The sequence below is a fragment of the Silicimonas algicola genome (assembly GCF_003148765.1).
In the GTDB taxonomy this organism is placed as follows: Bacteria; Pseudomonadota; Alphaproteobacteria; order Rhodobacterales; family Rhodobacteraceae; genus Silicimonas; species Silicimonas algicola.
This window is the reverse complement of record NZ_QGGV01000017.1, coordinates 1-23,983: the sequence shown is the minus strand read 5'-3', so window position 1 is coordinate 23,983 and position 23,983 is coordinate 1. Positions and strand designations below refer to the sequence as shown.

28 protein-coding genes are annotated in these 23,983 nt (G+C 63.8%); 18 read left to right on the top strand and 10 right to left on the bottom strand.

Annotation, left to right across the window (positions count from 1 at the left end):
* The 3 genes from C8D95_RS21435 to C8D95_RS22375 all read right to left on the bottom strand — a co-directional run.
* A partial coding sequence (locus C8D95_RS21435; protein ID WP_146203026.1) for a recombinase family protein occupies positions 1 to 584 on the bottom strand: 584 nt, incomplete at its 3' end.
* Positions 581 to 1,036, bottom strand: coding sequence for a DUF2924 domain-containing protein (locus tag C8D95_RS21430; RefSeq protein ID WP_109761244.1), 456 nt, complete (start codon positions 1,034 to 1,036; stop codon positions 581 to 583). The genes C8D95_RS21430 and C8D95_RS21435, both read right to left, overlap by 4 nt.
* A gap of 270 nt (positions 1,037 to 1,306) precedes the next feature.
* The gene (locus tag C8D95_RS22375; protein ID WP_164721664.1) at positions 1,307 to 1,723 is read right to left on the bottom strand and encodes a hypothetical protein; all 417 of its coding nucleotides are present in this window, start codon (positions 1,721 to 1,723) and stop codon (positions 1,307 to 1,309) included.
* On the opposite strand from C8D95_RS22375, the gene C8D95_RS21420 reads away from it, so the two are divergent.
* The 6 genes from C8D95_RS21420 to C8D95_RS21390 all read left to right on the top strand — a co-directional run bounded on the left by C8D95_RS21420 (position 1,697) and on the right by C8D95_RS21390 (position 8,145).
* Entirely contained in the window at positions 1,697 to 3,520 is a 1,824-nt protein-coding gene (locus C8D95_RS21420) for a hypothetical protein (protein ID WP_164721663.1), read from the top strand. The genes C8D95_RS22375 and C8D95_RS21420 overlap by 27 nt on opposite strands.
* 402 nt (positions 3,521 to 3,922) lie before the next feature.
* On the top strand, positions 3,923 to 4,639 hold the full coding sequence (locus C8D95_RS21415) for a sigma-70 RNA polymerase sigma factor region 4 domain-containing protein (protein WP_109761242.1): 717 nt from the start codon (positions 3,923 to 3,925) through the stop codon (positions 4,637 to 4,639).
* A gap of 82 nt (positions 4,640 to 4,721) precedes the next feature.
* Positions 4,722 to 4,910 carry a hypothetical protein gene (locus C8D95_RS21410; RefSeq protein ID WP_109761241.1) on the top strand — a complete coding sequence of 63 codons (189 nt, stop codon included), beginning with the start codon at positions 4,722 to 4,724 and terminating at the stop codon, positions 4,908 to 4,910.
* Positions 4,907 to 5,098: a DNA-binding protein gene (locus C8D95_RS21405; protein ID WP_109761240.1), complete on the top strand. Its 192-nt coding sequence runs from the start codon at positions 4,907 to 4,909 to the stop codon at positions 5,096 to 5,098. Before C8D95_RS21410 ends, C8D95_RS21405 begins: the two co-directional genes overlap by 4 nt.
* A 3-nt stretch (positions 5,099 to 5,101) precedes the next feature.
* Entirely contained in the window at positions 5,102 to 7,180 is a 2,079-nt protein-coding gene (locus C8D95_RS21400; RefSeq protein WP_109761239.1) for a bifunctional DNA primase/polymerase, read from the top strand.
* A 71-nt stretch (positions 7,181 to 7,251) separates the two neighbouring features.
* The gene (locus C8D95_RS21390; protein ID WP_126918562.1) at positions 7,252 to 8,145 is read left to right on the top strand and encodes a hypothetical protein; all 894 of its coding nucleotides are present in this window, start codon (positions 7,252 to 7,254) and stop codon (positions 8,143 to 8,145) included.
* 121 nt (positions 8,146 to 8,266) lie between these two features.
* Here the strand turns inward: C8D95_RS21390 and C8D95_RS21385 are convergent, their stop codons facing one another.
* A complete protein-coding gene (locus tag C8D95_RS21385; protein ID WP_241239650.1) occupies positions 8,267 to 8,905 on the bottom strand; it encodes a DUF1194 domain-containing protein in 639 nt (212 codons plus the stop codon).
* A 335-nt stretch (positions 8,906 to 9,240) separates the two neighbouring features.
* Between C8D95_RS21385 and C8D95_RS21380 the strand changes: the two genes are divergently transcribed.
* The 5 genes from C8D95_RS21380 to C8D95_RS21360 all read left to right on the top strand — a co-directional run bounded on the left by C8D95_RS21380 (position 9,241) and on the right by C8D95_RS21360 (position 12,189).
* A complete protein-coding gene (locus tag C8D95_RS21380; RefSeq protein ID WP_109761235.1) occupies positions 9,241 to 9,594 on the top strand; it encodes a hypothetical protein in 354 nt (117 codons plus the stop codon).
* A gap of 177 nt (positions 9,595 to 9,771) precedes the next feature.
* Positions 9,772 to 11,025, top strand: coding sequence for a site-specific DNA-methyltransferase (locus C8D95_RS21375; protein WP_109761234.1), 1,254 nt, complete (start codon positions 9,772 to 9,774; stop codon positions 11,023 to 11,025).
* Positions 11,022 to 11,234, top strand: a complete 213-nt coding sequence (locus C8D95_RS21370; protein ID WP_109761233.1) for a DUF7220 family protein — start codon at positions 11,022 to 11,024, stop codon at positions 11,232 to 11,234. Before C8D95_RS21375 ends, C8D95_RS21370 begins: the two co-directional genes overlap by 4 nt.
* An 8-nt stretch (positions 11,235 to 11,242) precedes the next feature.
* The gene (locus C8D95_RS21365; protein WP_206508297.1) at positions 11,243 to 11,680 is read left to right on the top strand and encodes a helix-turn-helix domain-containing protein; all 438 of its coding nucleotides are present in this window, start codon (positions 11,243 to 11,245) and stop codon (positions 11,678 to 11,680) included.
* Complete coding sequence (locus C8D95_RS21360; RefSeq protein ID WP_109761232.1) at positions 11,677 to 12,189, top strand: phage terminase small subunit P27 family; 513 nt, start codon at positions 11,677 to 11,679, stop codon at positions 12,187 to 12,189. Before C8D95_RS21365 ends, C8D95_RS21360 begins: the two co-directional genes overlap by 4 nt.
* A 2-nt stretch (positions 12,190 to 12,191) precedes the next feature.
* On the opposite strand, the gene C8D95_RS21355 is transcribed toward C8D95_RS21360, so the two are convergent.
* Entirely contained in the window at positions 12,192 to 12,416 is a 225-nt protein-coding gene (locus C8D95_RS21355; protein WP_109761231.1) for a hypothetical protein, read from the bottom strand.
* Positions 12,417 to 12,844: 428 nt separating this feature from the next.
* Here C8D95_RS21355 and C8D95_RS22220 point away from each other — a divergent pair, with 428 nt between their 5' ends.
* Positions 12,845 to 12,982 (top strand): hypothetical protein, encoded by a 138-nt coding sequence (locus C8D95_RS22220; protein ID WP_164721662.1) that lies wholly within the window; start codon positions 12,845 to 12,847, stop codon positions 12,980 to 12,982.
* Positions 12,983 to 13,040: 58 nt separating this feature from the next.
* On the opposite strand, the gene C8D95_RS21350 is transcribed toward C8D95_RS22220, so the two are convergent.
* Positions 13,041 to 13,418 carry a nuclear transport factor 2 family protein gene (locus C8D95_RS21350; RefSeq protein WP_109761230.1) on the bottom strand — a complete coding sequence of 126 codons (378 nt, stop codon included), beginning with the start codon at positions 13,416 to 13,418 and terminating at the stop codon, positions 13,041 to 13,043.
* A gap of 185 nt (positions 13,419 to 13,603) precedes the next feature.
* On the opposite strand from C8D95_RS21350, the gene C8D95_RS21345 reads away from it, so the two are divergent.
* Positions 13,604 to 14,302: a recombinase family protein gene (locus C8D95_RS21345; RefSeq protein ID WP_109761229.1), complete on the top strand. Its 699-nt coding sequence runs from the start codon at positions 13,604 to 13,606 to the stop codon at positions 14,300 to 14,302.
* Between the two features lie 8 nt (positions 14,303 to 14,310).
* On the opposite strand, the gene C8D95_RS21340 is transcribed toward C8D95_RS21345, so the two are convergent.
* Both C8D95_RS21340 and C8D95_RS22215 read right to left on the bottom strand, forming a co-directional pair.
* Positions 14,311 to 15,549 carry a cytochrome-c peroxidase gene (locus tag C8D95_RS21340; RefSeq protein WP_109761228.1) on the bottom strand — a complete coding sequence of 413 codons (1,239 nt, stop codon included), beginning with the start codon at positions 15,547 to 15,549 and terminating at the stop codon, positions 14,311 to 14,313.
* 10 nt (positions 15,550 to 15,559) lie between these two features.
* Positions 15,560 to 16,003, bottom strand: a complete 444-nt coding sequence (locus C8D95_RS22215) for a FixH family protein (protein WP_164721661.1) — start codon at positions 16,001 to 16,003, stop codon at positions 15,560 to 15,562.
* Positions 16,004 to 16,222: 219 nt separating this feature from the next.
* On the opposite strand from C8D95_RS22215, the gene C8D95_RS21330 reads away from it, so the two are divergent.
* The 4 genes from C8D95_RS21330 to C8D95_RS21315 all read left to right on the top strand — a co-directional run bounded on the left by C8D95_RS21330 (position 16,223) and on the right by C8D95_RS21315 (position 19,268).
* Positions 16,223 to 16,900, top strand: coding sequence for a helix-turn-helix domain-containing protein (locus tag C8D95_RS21330; protein ID WP_126918561.1), 678 nt, complete (start codon positions 16,223 to 16,225; stop codon positions 16,898 to 16,900).
* 69 nt (positions 16,901 to 16,969) lie between these two features.
* Positions 16,970 to 17,761, top strand: a complete 792-nt coding sequence (locus tag C8D95_RS21325; protein WP_109761226.1) for a DJ-1/PfpI family protein — start codon at positions 16,970 to 16,972, stop codon at positions 17,759 to 17,761.
* 153 nt (positions 17,762 to 17,914) lie between these two features.
* Positions 17,915 to 18,805, top strand: coding sequence for an alpha/beta fold hydrolase (locus C8D95_RS21320; protein WP_109761225.1), 891 nt, complete (start codon positions 17,915 to 17,917; stop codon positions 18,803 to 18,805).
* The gene (locus C8D95_RS21315) at positions 18,798 to 19,268 is read left to right on the top strand and encodes a GNAT family N-acetyltransferase (protein WP_109761224.1); all 471 of its coding nucleotides are present in this window, start codon (positions 18,798 to 18,800) and stop codon (positions 19,266 to 19,268) included. Before C8D95_RS21320 ends, C8D95_RS21315 begins: the two co-directional genes overlap by 8 nt.
* Before the next feature lie 498 nt (positions 19,269 to 19,766).
* Here C8D95_RS21315 and C8D95_RS21310 read toward each other — a convergent pair whose 3' ends face one another.
* Positions 19,767 to 21,089 carry a Gfo/Idh/MocA family oxidoreductase gene (locus tag C8D95_RS21310; protein ID WP_109761223.1) on the bottom strand — a complete coding sequence of 441 codons (1,323 nt, stop codon included), beginning with the start codon at positions 21,087 to 21,089 and terminating at the stop codon, positions 19,767 to 19,769.
* 116 nt (positions 21,090 to 21,205) lie between these two features.
* Between C8D95_RS21310 and C8D95_RS21305 the strand changes: the two genes are divergently transcribed.
* Positions 21,206 to 22,114: a hypothetical protein gene (locus tag C8D95_RS21305; RefSeq protein WP_126918560.1), complete on the top strand. Its 909-nt coding sequence runs from the start codon at positions 21,206 to 21,208 to the stop codon at positions 22,112 to 22,114.
* 774 nt (positions 22,115 to 22,888) lie between these two features.
* On the opposite strand, the gene C8D95_RS21300 is transcribed toward C8D95_RS21305, so the two are convergent.
* Positions 22,889 to 23,983, bottom strand: a 1,095-nt coding sequence (locus tag C8D95_RS21300) for a hypothetical protein (protein ID WP_109761221.1), incomplete at its 5' end; no start/stop codon positions are given.

Here is a 23,983-nt window from a genome sequence, read left to right as displayed (position 1 = left end):
ATCCAGAGCGCCTGCTCGGCGCGTTCGCCATCGTGGGCGAGCTTCCGGCTCTCGACGCGGTAGCCGAAGGGCGGCACGCCATCCATCCAGATGCCTTTGCGGCGGCTGGCGGCGACCTTGTCCCGGATGCGCTCGGCCGTCACCTCGCGCTCGAACTGCGCGAAGGAGAGCAGGATGTTCAGCGTCAGCCGTCCCATCGACGTCGTGGTGTTGAAGGACTGCGTTACGGAGACGAAGGTCACGCCGTTGCGGTCGAAGACCTCGACCAGCCGGGCGAAGTCAGCAAGGGAGCGTGAGAGGCGGTCGATCTTGTAGACCACCACCACGTCGACCAGCCCATCCTCGATGTCCTGCAGGAGCCGCTGCAGCCCTGGGCGGTCGAGGGTCCCTCCCGAGATGCCGCCGTCGTCGTACTGGTCGCGGACCAACACCCAGCCTTCCGAGCGCTGGCTCGCCACGTAGGCCTCGCAGGCATCCCGCTGAGCGTGGAGGGAGTTGAACTCCTGCTCCAGCCCCTCCTCGGAGGACTTCCGGGTGTAGACCGCGCAGCGGAGCTTGCGGAGGATGGTGTCCTGCTTCGTCATGTCCGTTTCCTCCGGTTCTTCAGCCCGAAGAAGGTCCACCCGTTCCACCGTGTCCCGGTGATGGCGCGGGCGATGGCGGAGAGCGACCTGTAGGGCCGGCCCTGCCACTCGAAGCCCTCGGCGGTGACGGTGACCAGCTGCTCGACGCCCTGCCACTCGCGGACGAGTCGCGTGCCGGTGATGGGTCGGTCGTAGTCGGCGCGGATCCGGCTTTTCGTGCGGTCGCCACCGTCGAGCTCCTCGCCCAGTCGTTCGAGGCGCCGGATAGTCTCGGGCTTGAGCCCGCCGTAGGCGAGCTCCTGGATGCGGTAGGCGAGACGGCTTTCGAGGTAGCGGCGGTTGAACGGCGGTGGCTCGCTGTCGAAGAGGTCGCGCCACTGAGACTTGAGATCGGTTGTGGGCGTGGTCTTCAGCGCGGCAAGGCGCGCGGGGATGGGATCGTGGGTCGTCATGCGGTTCTCCTTCGCGGAGTTGCATGACCGCTCTGGTCGGGCGCGTAGTGAAGCGAACTCTCTCCCAACCCGGCAGATACTCCGCTTGACTGCCGGAGCCGGACTAGCCCGCGCGCCAGGATCGCGCAAAGCTCGCGGCGGCGTTCGAGCGGAGAGAGATGGGAGGGGTGCAGCGGGTTCATACACAGCAAAAGCCGTGAACCCATCGTGAATGGGACAACCGCTTGTCATAATCGCCCTAGGGGTGAAATTCCGAGGTGTTATTCTGCCTCAAGGCAATCTCGTGAGGCGCACATGTCCAGACCCCGACACCTCTTTGGTCCGAACCTGAGCCGTGTGATCGATCTGGTCCCGCCCGAAATGGGTCGCGAACTGATTGCCGCGATGCGCGGGGCCGATGGGCCGGTCGTGGATCTGTCGGGCTTGGCTCACGATGCAGACCGACCAGCACTCTCCGAATACCTGTCGGGTCTGGATCAGGAGATCCTCGAGCAGATGGAAGCCGTCTCGCGGCAGGTCGTCGATCTCAGTGACGGCAAAGGGGCGACATCGCTGAACACGGTCGTGACGCGGAAGATGTACAATACCGACATCGAGAGCTTCGAGGACCAACTGGACGATCTGTGCAGGTCGATCTGGGTGTTTGTCAATTTTCCCGACGTGTTCGACGATGCGCGAAGCTTCCATACCGCCCGCCGTTACAGGGAACACGGCAAGCTCTACTCCGCGTTTGAGGTCGCCGATGATGTCCCCCGCGAGGTCACTGCGGATGAAATCGATCTCGACGATCTGTCCGAGCGCATCCGCGCGGCGCTCGATCTGAAGGCGAAAACGAGTGCAACCGCTATCGACCTTCTCGAGACCAAAACGCACCCGCCCTCCGTCATGGTGGCCATCCGGCACGGCGGGGCGCTGTCCAGTATCCAGGACCACCGCGATGACGGGCTCAGGACGACGCTGTATTTCCGTCCAGCCAACGAAGCGATCCTGATCTACACCCCGTCGCTGCGCCGGCTTGAAGTCTGCGCGACCGGGTACACAGTGCGGGAGAAGACTTCGCGTACCTTCGCGGAGGCGGTGCTGGGCCAGGACCTCTCGAAGAAGCCCCTGGCTCAGTGGAACTACAGTCTTGAAAGGTTCAAGAAGTCGTTCTTCCTTCCGCTGCCCGACTTCGACGACGTGGAGATTCTCTCAGCTGCCGTCACGGAGATTGAGATGCGGCCGGGAAACTGGAAGCGCAGAGTGTTGCTTCAGGTCACGGCAGACGACGACATCGAAGACTTCGCCGAGCGCTACATGACGACGGCGCTCGCCGCGGCACGCGTCAGTGGATTCAGCCGCATCAAGGTCGTGACGACGTACAGGCCGAGAGGCGCCAAGGACGCAAAGTCGGAAACACTTGCGCTCTGGGTCAACAGCATCAACGCGTCGAACGTTCAGAACGCGCGGGACCCGAACCTGCGCGATCTTGGGACGCGACTGCTCGCCCATTGGGGCGTGATGGAGGAGCAGCGTCTTCTCCGGCCGGAGGAGACATCAAGGCACTTCGAGTCTCTCCTGTTCCTCTATGACTATCCGGAAGACGAAGTCGAAGGCCGTATCCTCAAGGCGGCTGGCGTCGACATCAATCGCATGCAGTCCGCGAAACTGATCGCAAGGAAGGGGCGTCAGCAGATCGTTCTAGTTGAGGATGACGACGACGTCATCGAGGCGGAACTGGAGACCGACGAGCGTCCCGCTGACCTGTCTGTCACAGGCGAGTTTGGAGAGGACCTGGGGACGGTGAGCGCGTCAGATCACACGGTCTATCTCATCGATCGGGTGTATCTGGCCGAGGTCGTCCTAGACGCGCTCCGGGCCGAGTTGGGAGCGAGGTCGGCGTCCACCGAGACGGATCATATCGCATCTTTTGGAGCGGTGGAGATCGGCGAGCAGCGAATGCCCGTCTACCTGGTGCGGAGCCTGGCAAGTCATCCCAGGCCCGAGCTTCTCGACCTCGAGTTCCGTCGTCGCCATGTCGGAGGGCCAGGACTCGTGCTCGCGACAGGGGACACGAAGATCCCCTATCTGGGCTCATATGCTGTCGTTCAGCTTCGGAAGGTTGTCACTTGCGGCGACGAAGGATTGGTCCTCGAACCCGAGGCTCTGGAACAGGCCTGGCGTTTGGGACAATCGCTGGTCACGGCGTCCGATGCACCGATGATCATTCGCCATGATCACTCGTTCTCGACGCTGCAGGTGCCCGGCCAGCCGCCGTTCAATGTGTTCGGCGAGAAGCAGGCCATCATGTTCGAACGCCTCATCGAAGCATCGAGGTCAGGGGTGCCAGACGTTCGGACCGGAACCTTAATGCAGGGCATGGTCTCGAAATCGCCAATGCTTCTCTTCAGTTCTACCGCCTGGAAGGAGGTCAAGGACCACTATCTGACCCAAGCACGCCCGAAGTCCTGGCGTCTCGGTCCGGCCAGTCCTGACGTGATCTAACCATCATCTAACCTTGACCCGTCTGACGATCTAACCTGCGGCACGCGATCTCAGGGCTCCAACCGACAGGAGCCCTCACATGCCGACTTCTCCCACTCTTACCCGCCACGTCTCAGATCAACTGATGTGCGTTGCGGACACGCGCGACTGGCGCTGCCGCTGCCGAAACCTGCTTGGCAAGCGACGCGGTGACCGCCTCGAGGTCCGTTTCACCCGCGGCCATCAGTACACCATGAGCCTTCCGGTCTCAGTTGTGTGCCGCTGCTGCGGCGGTCTGAACGAGCTTCATCCCGCGCTCGGGCGAAGCTGACCTTCACCCTCAACTCATCCACTCAGAGGCGCGAGACGCCCAACCTGACCCGATGAGAGGCGCGAGACGCCCGGTCGAAAGGCTGGCGTCTCGTGTCCCTTTCCTGGCCCGCGCTTCATGCGCGTCTTCTGGCTCGCTCCACCCGTCTGGATGCTCACCGGGCTTACCAATTGCTCCAATGTCGTGAGAATGGCGGCCTCCCCGCCGGTGATATCGGCACCCTGCTGACGTTTCTTCACGATCCGGGCGACCCCGAGGCGAAGAACCGTATTCTCCGTACCCTCGTCGCGGCCTCAGCCGACTCCGAGATCCCCACCACAATCGTTATCCTCGCCCTCTGGCCGGGGCTGAGCGGCGTGCGTCTGCGTCTCCGACGCGCGACTGGCGACCGGCGGGACAATCTCGATGACGAACTCCTGAGCGAGTTGGCTTTGGCCATTCGAACGCTCGAACTCAGCCGGGTCGAACGCGTCGCCGCAACCTTGCTCATGAACCTCGAGCGTGACCTGCGCCGTCGTTTCGGTGGCGAGGCAAAGGTCACTGCTGGACCTTTTCCGGTCGAGGAGCTCGTCGACGGACTGGGTGCTGCACCGCTCTTCACCTGCGGCAACGGTCAGGCGGCAGGTCGGGCGCTCCTTGCGCGGGACGTGCAGCTCTGCCTCGGTGACGATGCCGACCTTGTCCTTAGGGTGGCGGTCGATGGCGAGACGCAGGCGGAAGCTGCCGCCGCTCTCGGCATCACCCATGACGCGGCGCGCAAGAGGTACCAGCGTGCGATCGCGCGGCTGAAAGAGACGTGGGTGCCGTGACCCTGTCCCATTCGCCCGTGCAGGACGGCTTTTCCCTTCGACGGCTGCGGAATGTCCGCGACCCGGAGAAGGGAAGGACCACATGAACATCTTGCAGGAGGAGGACTTCGACCGCGTCCCCGGGCTCTACAGGCTCTGGGACCTCCAGTTCGTCATCGGCGACGGCCGGGACTGGCAGGTGCGCTACTCGGCTCTGACCGAGGACGGCACCCCGCTTTTCGCGGTCTTCCGGAAAGACGGTTCAGGCGCAACAGAAGGCGCTCTGCAATGACGCCGGTCCGCCTCGACCTGCCCGAGTTCCTGACGCAGGGCGATCTCGAAACGCGTTGGCGGCTGAGCGGTCGGACTCTCGAACGCTGGCGCGCCGATCGCTACGGACCAGCCTGGATCACGCTCGGCGGCTCGATCCGCTACCGGCTGGCGGACGTCGAACGCCACACGCGCGGCACCGAGGGCTGACGCATGGACGCAGCCCCCCACGAGGACGGGCTGCGACAGAAGACGACGGGACGGGCGGCAGGGGATCGCCTTTTTGGTGCTGGGCATACGACATTCGGAGATCGTGCGCTCGAACTCCTCGAGCTAGGTTACGAGCCCTTGCCCCTGGTGCCCGGCCTGAAACGGCCCGCGCCGACCCGATGGACCCAGGTTAGGATCGACACGACCCAGGTCCTGGAGTGGGCGAGGCGCTTTCACAATCACGGCATCGGCCTCAGAACCGGACGCCTCGTCGGCCTCGACATCGACATCCTCGATCCGGAACTGGCTCACGTGATCGGCCATCTTGCCCGTGCCCGGCTCGGCACCACGCTTCTGCGCGTCGGTCTCTGGCCTAAGCGCCTGCTTCTTAATCGAACCGAAACGCCGTTCCCGAAGTGCAGTGCGGGCAAGGTCGAGTGGCTGGGCGCCGGGCAACAGTTCGTGGCCTTCGGCAGGCATCCCGACAGCGGCCGGGACTACTATTGGCCGGACGGTGAGACACCGCTCGGCGTGCCGCTCGAGGACCTGCCGCTCGTCAGCGAAGCGAAGGCGCATGCATTCCTGGCGGAAGCGGAGGCTCTGCAGCCTTCACAGACTGATCAGCGAAAGGCCAGCCGGGCCAAAGGATCCCGACCCGAGCCGGACAAGGGGGCTTCAGGCCCGACCCGTGATGACGATGGCAGGGTCACGGACGGTCGCGACGGATGGCTCAGCACCATCGCCTTCCACGCCGTCCATGACGCTGTAGACGCGGAACAGACCCTCGATGAAGAGGTCCTGACGGGGCGGGTCCGGGAGCGCTTTGCCGAAACGACCGACACGTCGCGTCCGAAGAAAGACGGCGCGTCCTGGTATGCCGAATGTGACGCGCGCGCCAAGGTGCGGGACAAGCTCCGACTTCACAGCGATGGCCATCTTCCCGGCCGCGACGGCGAGCCTGTGGAGGCAGACTACCACCTGCCGACCCTCGACGTGGCGGCCGCGCGGTCGCGCCTAGACGAGGTGCTGGCGGCGTTCTGCGAGCAGGTGGCGGCCTGGCATGTAACGAAGGAGACTGACCCTCCGAAGCTGGCCATCCGCGCCACGGTCGGCCTCGGCAAGTCGCGGGCGGCAAGGACGCACCTGGTGCCGCTGGCGTGCCGGATGCGGGACGCTGGCCTGCCGCACCGTGTGCTTGTATTCACCGCAACCCATGCCCTGGCAGAGGAGACTGCCGCCGCCTGGGCGGCAGAGGGCGCCCGCGTGGCCGTCCTGAGGGGCTACGAGCGCACCGATCCCGAGAGCGGCGAACCTATGTGCCGAGACTTCGAAGCCGTGCAGGCGGCATTCCGGTCGGGTCTTAGCGCACAGTCCAGCATCTGCGCACCCGTGTCAGGTGACCATTGCCCCTTTTTCAGCACCTGTGCCAAGCAGGCCAACCGGCGGGACGTCGCCTCGGCGGACGTTGTGGTGGCGCCCTACGACGCTCTCTTCTCCGGCCTCGCGTTCGAGACCGACGACATCGCGCTCCTGGTGATCGACGAGGCCGTCTGGCCTCGGGCGCTGGAGCACGTCAATGCTGTCTGCGTCGAGGATCTGGCGACTGAACCCGTCTCGGATATTGCTCCAGGCAGCTTCGGGCGAGGACCAGAAGGGGCCATGGCCGATCTGGCGGCCGCCCGACGGAAGCTGAGCACAGCACTGAGCACGCATGGACCAGGCCCCGTCCGCCGCACAGCGCTCTTGGCCGTGGGTCTGACGGTGGAAGACTGTCTCCATTCAGCTCGGCTCGAAGCCTGGCGGAAGCAGGACCCGGGGATCGGGCCGGGCCTTACCATTGCATTGCGGCAGAAGGCGTTCGCCATCGCGGCCCGGAATGCACGCGTGATGTCCTTCGTCTCGATCTGGAGTGAAGTCGCAGCCTTCCTCGACAGCGGCCAGGCAAGCTCCGGAAGGCTTCACATTCGAAAGCCCGACAGCTCCGGACGGCACAAGCTCGACCTGCGGCGGGTGAAGCCCATGCATGAGAGTCTGCGTCACCGGCCAGTGCTTATCTCGACGCTACCCTGCGTGAGGGTCTGACCGGCTCCGTCCTCCGCGGGCTCGACGTTCAGACCATCGAGGCTCGGGCACCAGATCAACATGTTCGGCTCGTGATCGGCAGCTTCGGCAAGTCGATGCTTTGCCCTGAACCGGGCCTCCCTCAAGATGAAGTCCGCAGACGGCAGAACCGGCTCGGGGAATGCATCGGCTATGTGCGCTGGCAGGCCCGACGGCATCGTTGTGGCAGGGTCCTCGTCGTAACCTATCAGGCCGTAGAGGCGGCCTTTACGAACATCCCGAACGTCGAGACGCTGCATTTCAACGCGGTGGCCGGTCTCGACCGGTACAAGGACGTCGCCTGCCTCATCGTCATCGGCCGGCCCCTACCGTCACACATCGAGCTGGAGGCACTGGCCGGCGGCTACTTCGGGGCGACAGGCGCCAGCGGATACACAACCGAACGGACGGGCGTCAGGACTGTCTCCGGTGACGTGCGGGGTGTGCGCGTCATCCGCCATCGAGACGCGACGGCCGAGGATCTCCGTGCCGCCATCTGCGACGACGAGCTCGTCCAGGCCATCGGGCGGGGTCGGGGCGTGAACCGGACCGTGGATAATCCGCTCGAGGTGCACGTGCTTGCGGATGTCGCACCCCCTCTGGCCTACGACAAGGTCACGACTTGGGACGTGGAGGCGCCGGACGTGGTTCAGCGTATGCTGCTGGCGGGCATAGCGGTCGATAGCCCGGCAGATGCAGCGGTGCTGCATCCGCAGATGTTCGAGAGCGTCGAGCAGGCCAAGAAGGCCTTCCAGCGGGCGGTATTTAAGGGACAAAACCCTATGAAAGATACTTATAGGGAAATGTCCCTTAAATCGGCTGCCTATCGCAGGTCTGGGAGGGGCGTGGGCTGGCAGACTGCCTACTGGGTGTCAGACGAACGAGAAGAGATACGTCATGCGCTTGAGGAGACGCTGCGATCGCTCGCGGATTGGCGTCCGCATTGACCGTGCTAGTGCAGCGAAGGTCCGCTTCGAGCCCGAAGCGGGCACTTAGATTGGGTAAAATGCAAATCTCTTAATGGTGCTAAAACAAAGGTATCGGTATGCAAAGGCAATCTTTATGACGTTAGCGTTGCGCAATCGAAGATATCGGCACATTTCCTGAGATTTCGAGGATAAGCTTGCGGCGTATTGTTTCTACAAGGTCGTCTTCATTGGAGGCCGCCAGCACGAACGCGCCAGGCCCGCCGATGATTAATTCTTCGTACTCTGCTTCGATCTCCGGGAAGTCGTGCAACGCATCGCAAAAATAACAATTGATGGGGAGTCCGTTTATCGTGATTCCTGCACCTAGCACTTCGGCTCGAGCGGACTTGAGGGGAGGGCCTGCGTAGCTGACGGAACTGTCGCCGGAGAAATCGATCACCGCGCGTATGCTGCTGAATTCATTGCCTTCAATGAGGCTCTTCCCTGCTAACAGGGCCGTTCCAATAGCGTTTCGGCCGGAAGCACGTCGTGGCGAAGACAAGAGAGCTTCGGCAAAGTTAGCCGCGCTATCTGGCCCGTCAATTTTCGTCCAGTCTACAATGACCTCGGTGCCCTCTGCCCACTCTACATATATCAACGCAATTGAACCGGTTGCAGTCGCGTCAATGGCCGACAGGACGAGAGAGTTTGTGAGCGCCGCCGCATAGCCTTCACGTTGAAAGCGGATCTCCGGCTCGGAGATCGAGCCGGTAGCATCGGCAAGAAGGACTAACTGCAAGCCAACTTCTTCAGCTCCCACAGCTGAAGTGAAAAAAAGAAGCCATGATGCTGACCTGTACATAGTAGCTTATAGCATGAGAACTCGTTTCACGCATACTGTGATAGTTTGCCTACTTCGAAGGCAGCTTTTGTCTGCATAGCAGACCTTGGCGGACCAGAGCGTTGCACAGTGATAGGCTTGCCCAATCCGGACCGAGGTGTCGACAGTCTGGCTGAGGATCTAGCTCGCGCCGGTTGGTTTCTCTCTCGCGACGGCTCTTTTGCAGGCGCTCTTCGCACGTTCTGGAGTTCACTGATGTCTTTTAGCTTTGATCTGTAAGGGGAAATGAGCAGATGCGTATCAACACCAAGGCAGGGATCTCGGCAGCAGTTGTCCTTCACGTCTCCGTTGCAGCGTTCGCGGACACGACCGGCATGTGCCTCAACATGGCTGGAATGACAGACGACCGATGCGCCTGCGCGACGGAGGCTCTGGCTGGCGAGGTCAAAGCGGAAGCGTTGAACCTCTATGACGCTGTGGGGACGCGGTACCTGGAGAAGCTGTCATCGGGCCAAGCGATGGTGGAGGCCTGGGACGGGGCAATTGCAGAGACAGCCTCCGAACGTGGCGTTGACCGACATTCCCTGCTCGAGACCACGAACGACGTCGGCAAGGCGCACAGGACCGCGATCCTGGCTTGTGACTGACCCGAATGCGGCGGCAGCTCTGACGGTATCCAGATACCGCTGCACGTTAGCACAACTTCAGGTGCGTCTATTAAATGTCGTCCCATGTCGCCGACTGTCATTTATTGTCATCATTACAATGGCTTGATGCTCTGATATACTGACCCGGACAGGCAACCTATTTCCCGGGGCGGGGGCATGGCAGCACGGAAACAGCACCACGGCGCGACGACGGTCGAACAACGGCCGGTGGAAAGCCTCATCCCTTACGCGCGGAATGCGCGCACCCACTCCGAGGCGCAGGTGGCGCTGATCGCGGGCTCCATCCGCGAGTTCGGCTTCAACAACCCGGTGCTGGTCGACGGCGAGAACGGCATCATTGCCGGCCACGGGAGGGTACTGGCGGCGCGGAAGCTCGGTCTCAAACAGGTGCCGGTCATCGAGCTGACGCATCTCAGCGAGGCCGAGAAGCGGGCCTACGTCCTCGCCGACAACCGGCTGGCGGAACAGGCCGGCTGGGATCGGGAGCTCCTCGCCCTCGAACTGGGGGACCTCGGCGACCTCGGCATCGACCTGGGCGACCTCGGCTTCGACGGGGCGGAACTCGATGCGCTTCTGATCCATGGTGCGCCAGACCCTCGGGAGGAGGCGACGCCGGAGGTGCCTGCGGTACCTGTCTCGCGCCCGGGCGACCTCTGGGTGCTGGGGCGGCACCGGCTCATCTGCGGCGACGCCACGGACAGGACCACGGTCGAACGGCTTCTGGGTGGCGTGCAGCCTCACCTGCTGGTTTCGGATCCGCCCTATGGCGTCGAGTACGATCCCGACTGGCGCAACCGTGCCGGGGCCTCGGAGACGAAACGTACGGGCAAGGTCCTCAACGACCACAGGGCCGATTGGCGGGAAGCCTGGGCGCTCTTCCCCGGCGAGGTGGCTTACGTCTGGCACGGGGCGCTCCACGCCAGCACGGTGGCCGACAGCCTCCTCGCCTGCGACTTCGAGATCCGGAGCCAGATCATCTGGGCCAAGGAGCGGCACGTGCTCTCGCGGGGGCACTACCACTGGCAGCACGAGCCCTGCTGGTACGCGGTGCGGGGCAAGGGCCACTGGAGCGGGGACAGGACGCAGTCGACCCTCTGGACGATCCCGAGCCGGGACCAGGACGCCGCCACCATCCACGGCACCCCGAAGCCGGTGGAGTGCATGCGCCGGCCGATGCTGAACAACTCCTCGCCGGGCCAGGCGGTCTACGAGCCCTTCTCGGGATCGGGAACAAGCCTCATTGCCGCGGAGACCTGCGGACGGGCCTGCTACGCGGTCGAGCTCGACCCGGGCTATGTCGACGTGGCTGTGAAGCGCTGGCAGGCCTTCACGGGCGAGCACGCGAGGCTGGGACCGGACGGGCGGGCCTTCGATGCCGTGGCGCTCGAGCGGGAGGGGATCGCGGTATGACGCAGTCGAGGCTCATGTCCGGGATCGAGGCAGGCGCAAACGTCGCCGTGGGGTGGTGCATCGCCCTCGGCACGCAGTTGCTCCTTTTCCCCGTCGTGGGGTTGCAGGTGACCGTGGCGCAGAACCTGACCATCAGCGGGGCCTTCACGGCAGTCTCTCTCGCCCGGAGCTATGTCCTGCGGCGTGTCTTCGCAGGCAGTGGCAGGTAAGCACCCTGATGCCTCCAACGCCTATCGCTCTAACCGAAGCACAGGCCGCCGAGATCGAGACCCTCGCGGCGCTGCTGAACCAGGAGCAGATCGCCGATTACCTCGGCGTTTCCCGTCGTACCTTCCAGAACATCCTCGCCCGCGACGAGGACATCGCTGCGCGCTATAAAAGGGGCAAGGCCAAGGCCATCGCACATGTCGCCAACGGGCTTCTTCAGAAGGCCCGCTCGGGCTGCACGACCTCGTCCATCTTCTATCTCAAGACTCAAGGAGGCTGGCGCGAGACCGAGCGGATCGAGCATGCGGTCGCCCGCACCAGCATCGAGGCCATGAGCGACGCGAACTTCGACGAGACCCTGCGCGTCATGAACGCCGTGCTGGACGCGGAGCGCGAGCGGCAGCTCGTGATCGAGCAGACACCGGATGCGGTGGAGATCCAGCGATGAGGGGTCCGAAGCCCAGACCCGCGCGGCCCGCCGGTAAGGACGACACTCACGCGGTCACGCCTGACGCCCTGCCGCGCTGCCCGGCGCACCTGGGGCCTGTCGCCCGCAAGGAATGGCGCAGGCTGGCAGCCCCACTCCACAAGCTCGGCATCCTTACCGTCGCCGACCGCGCCGCCTTCGCGGCTTACTGCCAGGCCTGGGAGCGCTGGGTCGAAGCCGAAGAGCAGTTGCAGAAGACGCCGATGCTCCTGAAGACACCCTCGGGCTACGTCCAGCAGTCGCCCTGGCTCTCGATCGCCAACAAGCAGATGGAGCTGATGGCGCGTTACATGGCGGAGTTGGGTCTTACCCCTTCGGCGCGGCGCAGGGTCATGCCGGAAGGCATCGAGGCCAATGAGCCATTAATCATCTTCAAGACGGTCTACGAATGGGAGGGCAAAGAGATCGACGCTGCTCCAGACAGCCGACGGCCGATGATACGGCTGCCTCCGGGTGCGGAGAATGCGTGAGGTCAGGCGGCTTTGCTGACGTTGCGGGAATACGTTCTGTGCGAGAACATTGCCCGGCTACGACGGCGAACTGCTTCCGACCCAGCCCTCAGGCCCTGGATGCTGGAATAGGCCTGCTGCAGGGCCCGACGCTGCAGGCGGCTCTTCCTCAGGATCCGGATCAGCAGCGCAAAGGCTGCAAAGGCCGCCAGGGGAGACGTCAGTCCAATGAGAACGAAGAGGTCCATCAGTTGTCTTTCATGTTCTGCATAGGGCGGCTTTAGTAGCGCCCACTCATGGCTTCATTGCTTGAACAGAGAACTCGAAAACGACCTGACCCGAACTCGCAGCCGAAGCCGCCGCCATCATGGCCAAGGGGTGAAACCTTCGCGGACAAGTTGTGACGCCGCCCGGCCGGCGAGACGGTTTGCGATGGTGAGGGCCATTGTTGCGCGAGTGGAGGAAGAAGCCGCCGCCGCTTTGACCGGGGGACAGAACTGTCGGTAGGATGAGCCAGTGTATCCTGTTGCGGTACCCGATGGCGCCATGTTGGAAGACCTGTCGGACCGCCTGTTAACGAGAGGTGGCGATGTTTGCCACACATGCGAAGCCGAGGGCTATGAGCCTGCCGGCACTGGAAGCTCCCCAGCCTTCTAGGGACAGTCGACCCAGCCCCGTGAGGCGCCTGTCGGGCTGCGTCGAGATCACCGGACTCGGTGAAGGCGGCCTGAGCCTGGCCCGACTGGACCGCGGGAAGTATCTCGCCGTCGTGACCATCCTCCTGTTCGCCACTCTTCTGCACACCCTTCCGTAGGACCGCTGCGACCCGGAGACGAAGAACAGCGAGGCTGCTTTGGTGACGTACCGGAGGATCAAACGACGATCTTCCAGTAGGAGTCCTTCCGTACGACCTTGTCGTCCCGAAACGAGTAGAAGTCGCAGCCGCGGACGCGAACCTTTTCTCCCTCGAGGGTCGTGCCGCTCAGCAGCCATTTCGACATTCCGGTGTCGCCGCTGACGAAGTTCTCAATTTCACCGTAGTGGACGTCCGGCGTAGTCTCGAAGCGCGTCAGAAGTCCGCGGCGAACCTGGTCGCGTCCCACGTAGCGGCTGCCGTGAGGGGCCGTTCCACGGGGGAGGTCCAGACTACAGCCTTCGGCGAAGAACGCCATGATGGCGTCGATATCGTGGTTGTTGAACGCTTCCGCGAGGCCATCGAGAACCTCCATCAGTCTCTGCTGGTCAGCCATTGATCCACCTCATGTGTCTCGAACGATCTGTGGTGCTGGCGCCAGGTCGCCCTCGCGCATCTAATCCCTGAACGCACCGAAGGGCTACCGGTCCGATCTTCTCGCAAGTTCGACAAAGCGCTACGCGATTGCCGCCTGTTGAGCGATGTACAGACCTGCGCAACCAACGTCAGGCAGGTTTGTACATGGACAGAGAGACTGCCCCATCCCCGAAGTTCGTCGCCTACGAGCGGGTCTCGACCGCCAGGCAAGGCAGGTCGGGTCTCGGGCTGGAAGCACAGCGGAAGGCTATCGGCGACTTCGCGGCATCGCGAGCGGCAGACGTCCTCGCGCGGTTCACCGAGGTCGAGAGCGGGCGGAAGAACGAGCGGCCTGAACTTGCCAAGGCGTTGACCCTTGCCAAGCTCACCGGCGCAACGTTGGTCATTGCCAAGCTCGACCGGCTCTCCCGCAACGCAGCCTTCCTGCTCACTCTAAGGGACAGCGGAGTCCGGTTCCTCGCCTGTGACATGCCGGAGGCCAACGACCTCACCGTGGGCATCATGGCGCTCGTGGCGCAACAGGAGCGGGAGGCCATCTCCCGGCGCACCAAGGAGGCACTGGCGGCCGCGAAGGCCCGCGGAGTGAAGCTAGGCAACCCGAACGGAGCCGCGGCTCTGAGGCGGGCTGGCAAGGGCGGCGAGGCGCTCAGGGAGGCAGTCTCGCGGAATGCGGACGAGTTTGCTGAGGGTCTGCGTCCGGTGGTCGAGAGCATCTGCGCTCAGGGCACAACGTCCCTACGCGGGATCGCCGGCGAACTGAATGACCGGGGGATGATCACTCGCCGCGACGGACGGTGGCAGGTATCCAACGTCCGGGGCCTCATTGCGAGACTGGCAAGTTAATTACGGTTTCAGCCCTCTGGCGTAGCTCCTCCCGCCGCAGCAGGCGCATCGAGCGAGCGCAAGAACGCTTCGATTTGGCGGCGTTCCGCTTCGTCCAGCTTGATAGGCCGAAGCTCGCTGTGTCCCGCAGGTGCATCGGGCGCTGCAGCATAGTGAGCGATCACCTGGTCTATTGAACCAAACTGCCCTGCGTGCATGTAAGGTGGGCGACCAGTAGCTCCTCGAAGCGACGGCGTCTTGAATGCGCGCAGCATTTCGTGCGTCTCCGGCGCCATGAAGCGAAGCTCGGTGCACTGGCTTGCGCTGGCATCGCTATGGGGACCGAGGCAATTGAACGGGTCCTCACGGACCAGACGCGCTCCCACTTCCCGACCGCGATCCTCCGGCAAGCCCGGGGCGGCGGGCACGCCGGTGTTGTGGAAATGATTGTCGGTCAGAAGGGGGCCGTTGTGGCAGTTGATGCACTGGCCCTCACCAATGAAGACCCGAAGTCCCGCCACCTCGTCCTCGGTCAGAAGGCCTGCGTCAGGAAACTGAGGCGAAGCGACCCATTCATCGAACCGCGTAACAGGCGGATCGATCGTCCGCTCGAAGGCGGCGATTGCCTTGCCAATGTTGGCGAATACGATGTTGACGGCCTGCCGGTCCGCTTCAGCCATGGCGTCCCAGGCCGCCGCAACTGTTGGCTCCGCGACGGGACCGGCATGTGGCGGGAGCGCACTGAGGTCGGGAAGCGGTCCGAAAATTGCCGCGTAGTCGTCGGCGTAGTGTTCCGCCACAAGCCGGGCGTACTGAGTGCGATCACCTCCATGTTCGACTGCGCTCTCCAGCGGACCGAGCGCTTGTGCCCAAAGGCTGTCCTTGCGTCCGTCCCAGAAGAGAAACGGGCTGCGCGCCATCCCGGCGATCGGCATGGTTCGGCGATCCGTCCGCCCGACGCCCTGGGCCAGCGCATGGTCGTCCTGGAACTGCCGGTCCGGCAGGTGGCACGTGGCGCAGGCGATTTCGCCGGTCGAACTGAAGCGGGTCTCAAAGAAGAACTCCCGGCCGAGTTTTGCGGCGCGTGGATCTTCTGCGACGCGGTTGGAAGGATCGGGCGCGACGGGAGGCAAGGTGTCGAGGGAGAGGGAGCGGACCAGCGCCAGGTCCGCTTCGCTCCAGCCCGACCCCATTTGGGCAGGCAGTCCGACCGCAAGCGTCCCGGCGGCGGCTGCGACCAGCGGGAGGGCAAAAAGAACCTGGCGCATCCCAACCACCTCAGAGCACCAGGTTGAAGGTTATGGTGTCCGCGCCCATCGGGCCGTCGATCGAGAGGTCGATCTCCCACCATCCAGGCATGTTGAACTTCATGCCCTCGATCAAGAACCGGCCCTGACCAAGTGCCTGCGTGACCGCGGGCGCCGTCGGCAGGCCGTGACCGTGCTGTGGCATACCGCCGTCGACTGTGATGGCGGCCGCCTCGACTGGTTTGCCGCCTGCGTCCGTCAGGGCGACGGTCCAGGAGTGCATGGGGCCGACGGCGGCAGCCTGATCGACAGGCGAGATTGCGGCGATGTAAAGACCCGCGTCCGTTTTCCGTTCGAGCGAAAAGTCGACGTCGTCCGGTACTCCGCGGGAGAAAAGTCCGGCCGCCACGCCCGTGGCGGCAAGGGCGATAGGTAAGCCGAGCAGAAGTGCGCGGCGGGAGGATCGATTGAACATGTCTTTGACTCCAAAAAGGTGTGTGGAGCTGGAAATAGGAGCGATGCGGATGCGGCGCTTGAACGAAACGGCTATTCTGGCGGACAGCAGAGCGGTCGAATCCGAGGTGGAACGCGATTGGTTGCGAAGGTCACGAAAGATGGAAGGATTGTCCTGTGGGAAGGCGCCAGTCTTTGGACCTTCGACGTCCTGCCGGCAGGGGCGGACACACCGAACCGAATGCATGCGCATCACGCATTCCAGATCACGCTCTCCGCAGGAGGAACAGTCGGCATCCGAACGGCCGAGGGCCTGGTGCCGGGTCCGGCGATCCTGATCGCGCCTGACGTGCTCCACGCCATCGAGCCGGAGGGAAGGATCGCGCTCCTCTTCGTCGAGCCGGAGAGCCGGGACGGCGCGGGCCTGCACGAGCTGCTGCGCGGCGCGCCGGTCGCGCGCCTCCCGGAGATGCCCGGTGCCGCGATCGAACTGGCCGGGATCTGGGGCCGGCCGCCTGCGGGCGACGCCGAGCTGGCGCGGCTGGGCCGGCGGCTGTTGGCGGCGGTGCTTGGCCCCGCGAGCGGCGGCCCCGGCGTCGACCCGCGGATTGGCCGGGTGCTCGACCGCCTGACAGACGGGAGCGAGGGCGAGCCGACCGCGGCAGAGGCGGCGGCAATCGCCTGCCTTTCCGAGAGCCGGTTCAGCCATCTTTTCGTCGCTCAGGTCGGGTTGCCGTTCCGGACCTTCCTGCTGTGGCGCCGGCTTATGCGCGCGGTCGAGCAGCAGGCGCGGGGCAAGAGCCTGACGGAGGCCGCGCACGCGGCTGGGTTCGCCGATTCGGCGCATTTCAGCCGGACGTTCCAGCGCATGTTCGGGCTGCCGGCGGCGGCGCTGCGACTTAGCCCGCCGGAAAAATAGCCGTTTCGTTCAAGCGCGGAGTCAGGCGGGCGGCGTAGATCGGCGGCAGACACCAACGGGAGCCCTGCCATGCCGATCGACCGCCGTACTGCCCTTCTGTCCCTCGCCGGCCTCGCGCTGGCGCCGGCTCTCGCCCCCGCCGCCCTCGCCGAGCCGCAGAGGCCCGCCGGCGCTCCGGTCTCCGGCCCGCCGATTGCGATGCTCGTCTATCCGGAGATGACGGCGCTCGACCTGGTCGGGCCGCACCACTTCCTCGGCGCCACCGGCGCACCGATCGAGCTCGTCACTACGCAACGTGACCTGAGGCCGGTCCCCAGCGACCTCGGGCTCGCGATCCAGCCGACGGCGACGCTCGAGACTTGCCCAGAGGACGTGACCCTGCTCTTCGTCCCGGGCGGAACGAGAGGCACGATCGCCGCCGCGCGCGACCCGCGGACGCTTGCCTTCGTCCGTGACCGCGCCTCCCGCGCCCGCTATGTGACCAGCGTCTGCACGGGCTCGCTGGTGCTCGGCGCCGCCGGTGTGCTGCGCGGCAAGCGCGCGACGTCGCACTGGATCGTGCGCGACCTGCTTACTCAGTTCGACGCCATCCCGACCGCGTCCCGTGTCGTCCGCGACGGCAACGTCATCACCGGCGCCGGCGTCTCCGCCGGGCTGGACTTCGGCCTGACGCTGGCGGCGGAACTCGCCGGACAGGACGAGGCCGAGGGCATCCTGCTAGTTTCCGAGTACGACCCGGAGCCGCCGTTCCCGGGCGGATCGCCCGAGACGGCACGCCCGGAGATCCTTGAAGCCCTTCGCGCCGGCGGGCTCTCCCGGTTCGTGGCCGAGGCGCGGACGCTGCGGATCGCCGGGGCATGAGGCATTATGCTCCCGCGCTTCCTTTCCTCGAGGAGCTCCTGCCGTCAATGCGATGGGCTGTCCGACGATGGCCGCTCGCCGTGCCCGCCCTGGGGACGGCCTCGAGGCGACGCAGATTAGGCCCTATCCTCGCCCCGCACTTAGTGAGTGCTCATGTCCCTTGATACCGAATGCCTTTGCGGCACCATCCCGCACGTCGAGATTGGACCGCACGGCTCTGCGCTTGCCGTCTTGAGCGGAGGCCAGGCCTTCATGCGCCGCCCGAGTCCGGAGCGTCTTCGCCGAGACGCGGTCAGGCTGAGGCGCCTGATGCCGAAGGGGCGCGGCTTCACCCTTTTCGGCTATGGTCCGCGGCATTACGCCGAGGCCGGTCTGGACGGCCTCGCGGACAGCTTCGCAGCTATCCTCTCCTGCCGGTCCGGCCCCGTGCAGCTGGTCGGCGTTTCCTACGGCGGGCTCGTCGCGACGCGGATCGCCGCACGCCACCCGAGCCTCGTTTCCGACCTCATCCTGCTCGCCAGCGCGGCGAGCTTTTCCGAGGAAGGTCGGGCCCGCTTGCAAAGACAAATCCAACTCGCCGGTCAGGGCCGTTACGCGGAGCTCCTGTCTGACTTCGGGGGCACTTTTCGCCGGCCGTGGTATAACTGGGTTCTTCGCGCGCGCTTGCGGCTGCGGCACGCAAGGCTGGCTGAAGAGATGAACGCACCCGACGAAATCCTGGCATACCTCGAGGCCGCGGAGGGCGCCGAAGAGACGGACGCCCACGCCAGCCTGAGCCGCATCACGGCGCGGGCGCTGGTGATCGGAGGCGCGCGGGATCAGGTCTTCGGCCAGCGGCTCGCCGACACGGCGAGCGCTATTCCCCATGCACGGCTCCACCTGCTGCCGGACGAGACGCACATGGCCCCAGTCGAGCGGGCGGCGGACTTCCGCCGCGAAATGACAGCTTTCCTCGCGGACTCCGGAAGTACTATGTCTGCCAAGAATCCACCGACAGCTGGTCGCGAGAAATCGCTCGTCAGGAAAGGAACCGCCGATGTCTGACCGCCTGCAGATCGGGGAGCGATCGCTCCTCATCCGTCCCTACGACGCCGCGGGCGATCTCGAGCGATGCATGATCCTCTGGCGCCGAGCCTCGGAGGTGGGCCACCCGTTTCTCGACGCGGCCACGCTGGATGCTGATGGGTCGTTGGTGCGCGAACGGTACATGCCTGCCGCAGACATACGTGTCGCCGAGACCGAGGGAGCGGTTGTCGGCTTCATTGCCCTCTTGCGCAGCTTCATCGGTGGGCTCTTCGTCGATCCGTCGCGGCACGGCCAGGGGATCGGTCGCGCGCTGGTACTGGATGCGCTACGGCGCCACCGGGCGCTCGACGTGGAAGTCTACGAGGCAAACAACGAAACTCGTTCGTTCTACGCCCGGCTTGGCTTCGCGGAGACGGGGCGCCGCGAGCGGGATGATCAAGACCGACCCCTGCCGCTCATTGCGATGCGTCTCGCCGGCTGAAACGGCGCCAGCTGCATCTCTCTACCTCTCAGTGGGCAGTGGCCGAGGCAAGCAGGAGACGGCGGCTGCAGCATGCTTGGAGAAACGCCTCATCACATTCACCCGAGCAGGGTGAGCCCGACGACCACGAAACCAAGCAGGAACGTGGACAGGGAGATGTGCAACAGGCCTGCAGCGGCGCACCTCCAGCGCACATCTCTCTGGTGGTCTGCAGCCGCGAGAGCGACAACGGCGCTGGTCGCGCTCACTCCGGCACCAGGTTAACGACGGCAGCCAAAGGTTCTGCCTTCGTGAGGGCGGATTGCCCGGCAACCAATGGCTCTCCGTCCTAAAGTCAGACCATCTCAACATTCTCCGCGAAACCCTGCACCCGCTCCGCAAAAGTGGACTCTTCATACGCGCCTCGACAGAACGCGGCCGCTGCCATCAACGAGAAGCTGCGTCTGTAAGCATTTGAAACAAATCCTGCAGCCGCCCAGAACCCGCGTAGCCTGCGCCTCAAGCGGTCGCCTTTGCGCCAATCACCAGCGAGTCGCGATAAAGAGAAAAGCGCTCGTCGTCCGGCCGAGCCGCGCAGTCTGACATGAGGATGCGCGCGTCCTTCTTTATTTCTCTTTTCAGTTCCAGACCATCGCAGATCAGCTGCGGAACGCCTTCGCCGCCTAGTGAATCCGCCTCGTCCAGGTTCTCGACGAACCCGTAGGTCAAGTAGCCGCCCATTCCGTCAAGCACATCGCCGGCCTTGAGGTCACGCTTAGCGTAGCAGACGACGTTGGTACGGAGTCCCGTCCAGGGCGCCAGCCTGGCAGTTGAATCAAGCACGGCCTCTGCCACGCAGCGTAGCGCCTCTATGTGCCCCAAGTGGTACGGTCGGTAGAAGAGGTAAAAGGGACCAGGCCCCATGTCAGGTGGGTACCAAGACAGAGTGAATTGCTGGAATTCCTCCGGTGTGTGGCCAATGACGAAAACGCCCCCGACTGGCCTCGCACCCAGCACGTAGTCCACGATTGGGGCGTCGCCTGGCTGCCACATGGCCGTGAAGTCGAAGGCTTCGAAGATATTGTGAATCGAGGCGATGCGCGGTCCGGTCATTCCCGGCCTTGCCACCCTGCCGCCAAGCGCGTTGGCCACTACCGCCATCTCCACGCCAAGCTTTGACCCGTCAGTGTATGAGGCGCACATCTTGTGGTCGAGATTGCGCTTGTCGGCTTCTGGAGCGATCTTTGTGGGGTCGGAGTAAAGATCGTGGAAGCCCTTCATGTTGCCCAGCATTACCGGCTCGAAGCCCCAGAAGACGATTTCGTCCACCAGCGTCTTGATGACCGTGGGCTGGTCTCCGTCCGCGCAGGTGTAAATAAGCCCCGCCGCACGCGCCCTCTGTAGCAGATGCGGACCATACATGAGTTCCGCCTCGTAATTCATCATGACGACGTGGTTGCCCGAAGAGATCGCAGCCTCGGCGTGGCGCGCGCCGCCAATGACCGCGTTCGACGCCTCGATCATGACGTCGGCGTCCTCCATCCCGGCGATCAGTGCGCCGTCCGCGCTAACCGCAACATCGCCAGCCACCTGAGACTCGGCCAACTCCTTCGCACTCTCAACCACTCGATACGACAGGCCAAGCCGCTCCGCGCATTTTAGCGCCTTCTCCAGATTGATGTCGGCAATTCCCGCCAGTTTGAACCCCGGTGTGTGGTGCAATTGATAGGCCAGTCCGTTACCTATCGATCCTATTCCAACGACGCAGACCGCTATGGGGCGCTCAAGTCGTGCGAGGCGCGTCGGGAGAGGAGTAGCATCAGGAACGAGTGAATATGTCATGGCACTCCTAAACATCGCAGTAAGCGGCCGACCCGCTTACTTTTGCGCGAAATTTCAGTAGGATGATACCGGCACAGAGCCCTTTGGCCAGCAATAATTCAGTGTTTGGAGGCACCGTGAAGCTCGGAATCATTGTTGTCTACGTCTTCGGAGATGAGATGCAGCCGATGTTTGACGTGCACATCGACCGGATTCGCTCGCACACGCGGACGCCCTTCCGGATCTTTGCTGCGGCGCATAAACTTCCTCCAGCGCAGCGCGCGCACGTCAACGCCGTGCAGGAAATATCTCTGCCCCACCTGAACGTTCCAGAGGAAGTCCTCAGTAAGGGCACTCGGGCAGAGCATTCTCATTGTCTCGCTCAGTTGGCCGACATCGCGTTTGAAGATGGCTGCACACACGTCATCTCCATGCATCTTGATTCCTTCCCGCTCAAGGACGGCTGGGAAGACGCATTCATCGTCCCGATCGAGTCGGGGGAGGCGGTAGTCACCAGCATCGTGCCTAACGGGTACAGCGCTGGCCTGTGCTGGCGGCGCGACTTCCACCTGGAGCATCGTCCGCCCATGCTGGTCAAACAGAGCGACCGTGCGGGTTCCGAATTCCAAAGTTTTGTGGAGGAGCATCCGAAGTACGATTACGTCGAGACCGGGCTCGGAGTGATTTATACTGCGTGGCGGCTAGGGCTCGGCTGGCGAAGGATTGGCACCGACGAAGAGCGGAAAATATACGGCGGCATCCTGTTCCACATGGTAGGCGCCACTTTCCGTACGTTGGTGGATGTCCAGCCAATCCGAGACACTCCTGCGGCGAGAATCCTCTGGCCTATTGCGCATCATATTGTCCGCTTGCTTCCGAAGCGCGCCGGCCAAAGGGTTCGCAGTCTATTTGTCGACTTTGACCGTACGACACGGGACGGATCACCGAGGAGCAAGGCGGCGGAGAATGCGGCGCTCATGGCCGATCCCGACAGCTATCTTGCGGAGCTTCGGCGCCGATACCGCGGTGAAGAAGTCCTCATTTAAGCGGCGCAAAGCAAGGCCATGATGCGCACGTCAATTCAGGTCGGTCACGGCCGGTGGGGCGACATGCGCCAAGGTGGCTGAAAGAGCTAGGAGCAGCGCGATCTGGACAAAGATGACGAACTTCACAGTATGGACCGGCTCCGCACGTGCGCAGAGACATTGCCGGTCGGAGGTCAGGGGTCTTCAATGGCCGAGGGACCTACGTGAATACGTCGCGATCACCGTATTACTTGAGACGCCCCGACGGGGGGCATGCCTTCCCAAAAAGGAGGAACGGGAAGGAGAGCATCGAGGATCCGAAGTAGAGCAACCACCGAGGTAGAGTTGCGAACGTCGGGCGTGTGGAACCTCCTGTACTATCTTGGCTGCCGAATGCCGGACCGCCGCGGCCGCAAAGGCTCCATGTACGACCTGATCCCGAAAGATGACCGCCGCGGTTGGGCGGAAGGCATCTGGCGCGACAAGACCGAGCTTTGTTCGTCCTACGAGGGCATTGGGCTACTCCGGGAAGCGGCGAAGATACTCGGCCATCAGAGGAGGCCGTCGACCGCATCATCAAGCCGCCGAGGCAGTAACACATGTCAGTGCCTCGCCAACCTCGAACGCCACCGAGGCGGCCAAGGGTTGCTCGCTGGCTAGGATGGGCTGTACGGCGCCCTGGGTAGGATCGATCACCGATAGCGCCCGAATCGAAGACCGTGAGAGTGTTCTTGCGATCAACGAAAATGCGGGGCGCTGCGGCCTGGCCTCGTCTTGAAGGAATTTCGAAGTGGGTCAGCCGGCGAGGCGGAAGTACTCGGCCATGAATATGTGGGCCATGCCGCCGCCGCAGAAGGCGAAGTTCATGTTCGACGTACCGTCGATGCGGCCGCCCGCCACGATCGAGGCACCCCGGATGCCGTCGGCGTTGGCGGTGAACTCGACGTTGTCGGCGGCAATTATCTGGCTGCCGTGCATCTCGAGAGACGACGCGACCTCGACGCCGCCGTAGGACACGAGAATCGCGCCGCCGCCTTCTGCGCAGTTGTCTTTTGCTCCGAGCACGAGGTTATTCGGCGCTGACATGGCCTTGGCGTCCGTCGACCGGGTGATGATGACCGAATCCTGGAACTCGGCGCCGTTCTTGAAGATCATCTTGCAGTCCGCGATGACCACGATGCCCTTGTAGATCCCTCCATTGAACGTCAGCCTGTTGGAGCAGGACGACTTGTAGATGCGGCCGGCCGTGAAGTTCGACGGGCTGACTGTTGTGCCAGTCAGCGTCAGCGGGGTGAAGTTCGTGGTGTAAGACTGCGCATAACGGCTGTCCCGGTCCTGCACGCCTTGGCGGATGAGGTCCAGACGGTCGAGGATCTTGATGAACCAGCGACCTTCGCGCAATGCGTTGGCTAAGCCTTCGTTCTTCTCTTCATCGAGTCCGTTGTTCGGCACGACGAGGTCGTCCGTGTCGGGCATCGACACGATGGTGCCAGCCTCGAAGAAGTTGTTCTGGTTGATCTCGACGTGGCTGTTCGAGTGGATGCAGAAGCCGTTGAAGTAAGAGTTGTTCGACTGGATGTCGACAACGCCCTTCGCCACGAAGCCTTCCTTGAGGCAGGTCGGGAAGAAGGTCTCGAACACGCTCTGACGTGCGACGTCCCACTGGTTGACGCCTACGAGATGCAGAAGGAAAGTGCCGACAGGATTGCCGTTGTCGGAAACGCGACGCGTCTCGACGAGAACAGCGTCGCGGCTGTCCTCATCGACGGTGAAGGTCTTGGTGGCGCGGTCGTATTCGCCGAACTGGATCGCCTCTTCGTCGAGGACCTCGCCATAGACCGAGGCCGGCATGTTGGCCTGCAGGATCTGCATCGCGGTCGCGCGCGATGT